This window comes from Ferroplasma sp. (assembly GCF_037442045.1).
In the GTDB taxonomy this organism is placed as follows: domain Archaea; phylum Thermoplasmatota; class Thermoplasmata; order Thermoplasmatales; family Thermoplasmataceae; genus Ferroplasma.
On record NZ_JBBIRC010000062.1, the window covers coordinates 1 to 5852 of the forward strand.

The 5852-nt window shown below is 34.3% G+C and carries 11 protein-coding genes; 6 read left to right on the forward strand and 5 right to left on the reverse strand.

From position 1 onward, the window contains the following. From WKI77_RS07010 to WKI77_RS07025, 4 genes are all read left to right on the forward strand, one after another. On the forward strand, positions 1-549 hold a 549-nt coding region (locus WKI77_RS07010), incomplete at its 5' end, for a MarR family winged helix-turn-helix transcriptional regulator (protein WP_337861113.1). An 823-nt stretch (positions 550-1372) separates the two neighbouring features. Next, on the forward strand, positions 1373-1498 hold the full coding sequence (locus tag WKI77_RS07015; RefSeq protein WP_337861114.1) for a hypothetical protein: 126 nt from the start codon (positions 1373-1375) through the stop codon (positions 1496-1498). After that, entirely contained in the window at positions 1477-1731 is a 255-nt protein-coding gene (locus tag WKI77_RS07020; protein WP_337861115.1) for a hypothetical protein, read from the forward strand. Before WKI77_RS07015 ends, WKI77_RS07020 begins: the two co-directional genes overlap by 22 nt. A gap of 244 nt (positions 1732-1975) precedes the next feature. Further along, positions 1976-2527 carry a hypothetical protein gene (locus WKI77_RS07025; RefSeq protein ID WP_337861116.1) on the forward strand — a complete coding sequence of 184 codons (552 nt, stop codon included), beginning with the start codon at positions 1976-1978 and terminating at the stop codon, positions 2525-2527. Positions 2528-2560: 33 nt separating this feature from the next. Here WKI77_RS07025 and WKI77_RS07030 read toward each other — a convergent pair whose 3' ends face one another. The 5 genes from WKI77_RS07030 to WKI77_RS07050 form a co-directional block, all read right to left on the reverse strand. Further along, positions 2561-2830: a hypothetical protein gene (locus WKI77_RS07030; RefSeq protein WP_337861117.1), complete on the reverse strand. Its 270-nt coding sequence runs from the start codon at positions 2828-2830 to the stop codon at positions 2561-2563. Positions 2831-3797: 967 nt separating this feature from the next. Then, positions 3798-4025 (reverse strand): hypothetical protein, encoded by a 228-nt coding sequence (locus tag WKI77_RS07035; RefSeq protein ID WP_337861118.1) that lies wholly within the window; start codon positions 4023-4025, stop codon positions 3798-3800. A gap of 10 nt (positions 4026-4035) precedes the next feature. Beyond that, entirely contained in the window at positions 4036-4284 is a 249-nt protein-coding gene (locus WKI77_RS07040) for a DUF2614 family zinc ribbon-containing protein (RefSeq protein ID WP_337861119.1), read from the reverse strand. Positions 4285-4451: 167 nt separating this feature from the next. Beyond that, entirely contained in the window at positions 4452-4589 is a 138-nt protein-coding gene (locus tag WKI77_RS07045; protein WP_337861120.1) for a hypothetical protein, read from the reverse strand. Between the two features lie 58 nt (positions 4590-4647). After that, the gene (locus tag WKI77_RS07050) at positions 4648-4821 is read right to left on the reverse strand and encodes a hypothetical protein (RefSeq protein WP_337861121.1); all 174 of its coding nucleotides are present in this window, start codon (positions 4819-4821) and stop codon (positions 4648-4650) included. Positions 4822-5168: 347 nt separating this feature from the next. Here WKI77_RS07050 and WKI77_RS07055 point away from each other — a divergent pair, with 347 nt between their 5' ends. Continuing rightward, complete coding sequence (locus tag WKI77_RS07055; protein WP_337861122.1) at positions 5169-5420, forward strand: hypothetical protein; 252 nt, start codon at positions 5169-5171, stop codon at positions 5418-5420. A 230-nt stretch (positions 5421-5650) separates the two neighbouring features. Continuing rightward, on the forward strand, positions 5651-5830 hold the full coding sequence (locus tag WKI77_RS07060) for a hypothetical protein (RefSeq protein ID WP_337861123.1): 180 nt from the start codon (positions 5651-5653) through the stop codon (positions 5828-5830). Positions 5831-5852 lie beyond the last annotated feature (22 nt).

Consider the following 5852-nt stretch of genomic DNA (forward strand, 5'->3'; position numbering starts at 1 on the left):
CTTCAGGCATACAGGAAAGCATGGAATCGTTGTCCAGACTTGCAATCTTGCTGGATAAAATTTGCAGTACATATTCAGAGTGATAAAAGCATGGCATCAATAAACAATAAAAAACCAGAATACAGTACACCGGATGAAAGCCCGGGTTTTTTGCTATGGCAGGTTACTAATATATGGCAAAGGAAAATAAGGAGTTCCCTGAAGGGAATTGGGATAACCCATGTGCAGTTTGTTTTGCTTGCATCTGCTATGTGGTTAAATGATTGCAATAAACAATCAACGCAGGCAGCTATTGCAAAATTCTCGCATGCTGATGCAATGATGACGTCACAGGTCCTGCGTGCACTTGAAGAAAAAGGATTGGTCCTCAGAGTAAATAATTCTGAAGACAGCAGAGCCAATAATATAACAATAACAGAAGATGGAAGGAACATAGTAGAAAAGGCAATGAAAGTCGTTGAAGATACAGACAGTGAATTCTTTGCAGCACTGGAGCAAAATATGAGTGAATTTACTGAAATGCTCAGAAATCTGATTTCTTCAAATTGATTCTAAAAACATCAACTTAATTACGATAAATAATGTATTATATAAAATATGTGTAATAGATTGTTTATTATGAAAAAATATTCTACCATATCTGCCAAAATTCCTGAGTAGGAAAGAGAAGAAATTTAATATTGACCCTGCTGAAATCATAAGAAAGGCTATTAAAGATGAAATAAGGAATGCAAAAAATAAGGCAAATAATGTTAAAAATGAGAAGTGATAAAATTATAGCAGGCATCGGAGAGAATAGAGAAATATGAATCTGCTGGGCACTTAAGCAATATTTAACCTTTTCAGGATTGCAAATACAGTGTACTTGTTTCTTCAGCAACTATTCCTCTTGCCATGTATGAATAAACATTCTGTTGAATAACTATAAAATAAAAGGCTTTAGAGTTTGGTAAATCGTTATGTGAATTTCTCGATATTATGGAAAAGGTAGAACCTTCTCATAATTAGACTCTTGGCTTATCCATGGAAATGGGCACAACTTTTTATGATTCATATTTTTATCATCTGCAATTCAAACAGGTTATAACCCTGTTACAGACGATAAAAAATTGTATGATATTACAAAAACAAAGGTATTGGTGAAAAAGAGTTCAGAGTTTGTATAGTATAGATTTATGGTGAATACAGTATGATACTTATATCTCTCAAAAAGTATGCAGAGAATATAAGAAATGAAAAGTTCGTATTTTATAGTGGCATTTCGCATAAACTGAGGTATTACTAAATACACAGTATATGATTCCAGAAACCAGAGGTACTTATTTAGAGTGGTGAAGATATAAATATTTGTTGTGAGTAAAGTATAATACTTATGTCTCAACAAAAATTTGTTAACAGGAATGATGAAATGGAAATCTTTGAACATACATTGTCTGCTAGAGGTACATCATTATTTATTATTTACGGCAGAGGAAGGTGGGAAAGAAGAGGTCAGTAATAGCAAGGTTATTGTCTGAAACAATATATACAATGCTCAAAAACAGTAAAGAATTCATTGATGTTGAATTTGAATCTTTAAAATTGAAAAGCATGGAAAATGCTTTTGACAATAATTACTTTGAAATGCATGAAGGATTGAAGAATAGAAAGCTAAACAACCTTAAAAGGGTTGCAAGGAGTAATGGTTCCACAAAAAAATTAAAATACATGGGAGGTATTAATAAAGGTTGAATAATAGTTTTTCATAGAAGAAGAATATGTACAATATTTGAAGAAGTTAAAAACACGTTATAGAAATAGATTTAAAAGAAGGAGTGTGATGAAAAGTGTCTCTTAAAACATATGAAAAATACTGCAATGTTAAATGGGTAAGATCAACTGTGTCTACAAGAGAAAATTACATAAGACCTGTAAAGTAATATGACCGCCATAGCTGTTGCCAAAATAATGAAATATCCTATTCAGATTAACATCAGTGACTATCTATGAATTAAAACCAAAAAGACCATTTAGAAGAATAGATCAAAAGGATATAGGTAAAGTGTTTGGTTCTACTGACAAATTAATGAATAGAATCACTCTGAAAGACTTCTATAATTACTCGAAAATTCCCAATCAAGATGCAATTGTATTAAGTATCGGGGGCGAGATCGTTGTAGCAATAACTATTCAACAAATTAGTTTTAAAGATCTGCTGCAAGAGTACTGCGGCGATGCCGTTGGCATGCCTAAAAAATGGGAATTGAATGAAGATGATAAATGTGCCTACATTGACTACCTTAATAAGAATTCAAAATCTAAGCATGCCAGTGACAGGATTTCTTACGGATATTTTACATTGACAGAGGCAATAAATTATTGCAGAAAACTATCGGTTAAAGCTGTCTTTCTTTTCTCCGATGGAACAGATCCAGATAATTTATTTAATAAATTCTATAAATATATGGGATTCGTGAAAAAATCGAAACGCTACTTTGATGCCACTTGGGGAGGGGATTTAATCTTGACAATGCTGTCCCTTGTTTAACGGGGGGCACATCATCTTTCTATCATAAGTTTTCTACCTTGTGATTGCATGATTTTCGTCTACGCTTTTAGAAACCCGACTTTTGTGAAAGGCATCGATAATACCAACGCTTCCTGTAGCTATAGTAACAGCACTCTCCATACTTTCAAGCTCATGACATCTTTCAAGATATTTATTAAAGCTATTGGATTCTCTCAGGAATGTGATAACGGTCTTTGAAATGCTCATTTCTCTCTCTCTGGATGCCATTAACAATGTCATGTAGTCTTCTGGAGTGATTGATATGGTCACCCTCATGTTCATTTCCTTCTTGCCTCCATCCATACTGTACTATAATAATGTTCTATTTATACTTAACTGTCACATCTATACGACATTGAATATAACAAAAAAGCGGTCAAGGGGTGAAAGGCCATATTATGTAATGAAGAATATATCCCATGGAGTTCATATATATGCTACAACAGTTATAAATGGTTATGTATAGTATTTTGTGTAAATATAAACCTTCCTGTTATTAACATAATTGTCAGTTAAATAACAGGAAAGAATACCTCTATTGAGTACGGAGGTAATAAAATATGGAATATAGACCTCATGAAAACTTTATTCAACCGCAGGCATATGACGATATGCCTGTGAGAATCTGAGAGAGGCGGTAATCCTCTTGACCTTCGAGGTCGTATTAAACAGACTGCCTCTCCTTCGACTCGATGTTTTACCATTAATAATGGTAGATAGAAGATTGTCGCATTATTCGATTCTGAAACTCACAGTAACCACAAGAGGTGATCATGATAGTAACAGGTTTAGATATACATAAACTTTCTATATGCTGCAGTTATGGAAAATGGTAAGGTTATAGAAAGCAGGAATATGGATAATAATGCTGGAACAATTACAAATTTCCTTGATATTTATAAGGATAATGACATGGTTACAGAATGATCCACGCCCGGAAAATACTTAAAAAAGTTAACAAAGCAGTTATTGAAGAATAACTTTAACGCACATTAATTTTAATTCCCCGTTCTTTGTCTTAAACTTCCTTTTTTAATGGCTATTCTTTATTCATATGTTCTCTGGCATATTTGCATCTATTTCTATGATGTAAAGTCACGATGCATACACATATATTAAGGACTTTGAATATTAAATGGTATTTTTCATTATTGTATTTTCAATAGGCAATAGAATTGAAATTAATATCCTTCGCCAGGGAGCTTCTCAATATTGTTCATGGAAACGATCCTCTGCTTTTTACAAATCCTCACATGCGATTATTGCCGATTCTTTTACTTATTCTTTTACGAGCAAGGTAAATTGCAGATAACATTCCTGTAATCCAGAATATAAAAGCGCCTGTGATGCCAGAAAAATAATTTTTGTTAACTGCAATAAATAGGTAATATAGGAGGATAACGAGCCCACTTATTCCAAGTGTGGCAGTAAATAATGCAAAGAGAAGGTATGCGATATTTCCTTTTTTGAACTCCATACTTTATACCTCAATTCTTTTTGTTATTCCATATTTCATTGGCCCGATTCTGGAGCTTGCCGCTTCTAGCACCTAATAAGACCCCAACAAATATAGTTATAACAGAGACAAGGAAAAGACCCACTCCGTAGAGGAATGCATTAGCAAGCAACGCCTTGTTTGAACGAAAAATGTCCCCTACTCCCATAATTACTAAAGAAATAATGAAAAGTATTGTTCCAGCTGTCATCACCTTATTTATTGAATGAAACTTTACCATTTTTATCACCTTTTACCTTCTTTTATGAGCAATAACCTGACTTTTGGAAGTACCATATATAATAATAATCAAATCATATATATGTATATTACTGTCAGAAATATTTTGCTATCGGAACAGCGTTTTCATTATAGCTTTGCCATTTTGCAGGATTGCCTTAATTCATATCACTCACTCAACAAATTCTCCATCTCATTCGATGGAATAATTCTCCGTTTCGAGTGGTTGCCTGCCATTGCACCTGCAAGCTTATCTATGATGGATTTCCGAAAATCCCAATTATCAATATACAAAAAAGGTATCATGGCTATCTTCTCCTGCTTGTGGCCCACTACGGACAGGATCAAATTGCAACAATGGAGATTAGCAACTAAATTCTTCTCCCTGCTTTCTTCTCTCTTTCAGATAATCCTTGATGTATGTGGTGCCTTCTTCTGCAACCAAGTGGAAATACTGATGCATTGCCTTGCTCAACTTATTTTCCATCAAAATCATTGCAGATACATTATCTAACTGGATTCCATCAGAAATGTCCAAATCCTTGATATCGCTAATTCTCAGACCATCTGTTCCTTCATAATCCTCAGGAAGCCTGGGAATGCCATAACAACTATGTCAACTCTGCCTCTGGAAATGGTTTTCCTGAATGCTCGGGTAAGATCTTCCCTGCTTTGTATCCCTAACCATTGTTGGCGTCTAATTTACACTGGATATGTTAACTGCAAATAGTAGTGGATTAATAGATTAAATGGACCTGTCAGGATTTGATTAAAGTTTTAAGAGAATACCATTTATAAATTTGAAAAAATTGTGATATACACATTCATACAGGTATGTGGGAGAGTTATTTAATTGCAAAAATATAAATATACACAGGCAGTATAATGAATAGACAGAGCATGGTGAGATTAAAATTTGGCGTCTGCAAAAACTGCGGCCATGAAGTGGTTTTTTTCGACGGGCAATGGAAACACCATATTACAAGAGCAAAGCTATACCATGTACTGCACTGGCCCACAGGTCACGTAATAACAATAGATTGTAAATGGGCCTGCCAATGTTCCACCCCTGATCTTGATGAATCAAAGGAACAGAAGTCAAGAATTGTCCTTCTGGACAGTCATCCAGAAAAATAGAGAGTAATTTATGATTTATACACTGTAAACATAATCATCACTATTGGGATGTATATTGGAATAGCGGTCCTGTTAACCGCTATGGTTGACCTGTCTTTCTATTACACTGAGACTTTCATGAAAATCACAACTACAATCTTCCAGGTTAGCGAATCTCTTTTCATTTTGTCTATTGTTCTTCTGATTGTTGACGTGATATACAAAGCAAAGAAAGAAAAAGATAGCAGGAGATGAGTCCAGGGGCTTGGGATTCAAGATTAGAATGGACCGGTCGGGATTTTATTAACGCTTTAAGGGAATACCGTATTTCTATGAATTTACAGGTAAAATTTAATCCTACTGGATATATAAGTAATGAGAAAAATAATGACTGGGATTCTAAACAAAATCAGAGAGGTGGGGGTCGTTAATGTTACTTGTCCAGGTGCTATG

Coding starts and splice junctions, on each gene's coding strand:
- WKI77_RS07015 (WP_337861114.1), top strand. CDS start 1,373: ATGTCTCAACAAAAATTTGTTAACAGGAATGATGAAATGGAAATCTTT.
- WKI77_RS07030 (WP_337861117.1), bottom strand. CDS start 2,830: ATGAACATGAGGGTGACCATATCAATCACTCCAGAAGACTACATGACA.
- WKI77_RS07035 (WP_337861118.1), bottom strand. CDS start 4,025: ATGGAGTTCAAAAAAGGAAATATCGCATACCTTCTCTTTGCATTATTT.
- WKI77_RS07040 (WP_337861119.1), bottom strand. CDS start 4,284: ATGGTAAAGTTTCATTCAATAAATAAGGTGATGACAGCTGGAACAATA.
- WKI77_RS07045 (WP_337861120.1), bottom strand. CDS start 4,589: ATGATACCTTTTTTGTATATTGATAATTGGGATTTTCGGAAATCCATC.
- WKI77_RS07055 (WP_337861122.1), top strand. CDS start 5,169: ATGAATAGACAGAGCATGGTGAGATTAAAATTTGGCGTCTGCAAAAAC.
- WKI77_RS07060 (WP_337861123.1), top strand. CDS start 5,651: ATGAGTCCAGGGGCTTGGGATTCAAGATTAGAATGGACCGGTCGGGAT.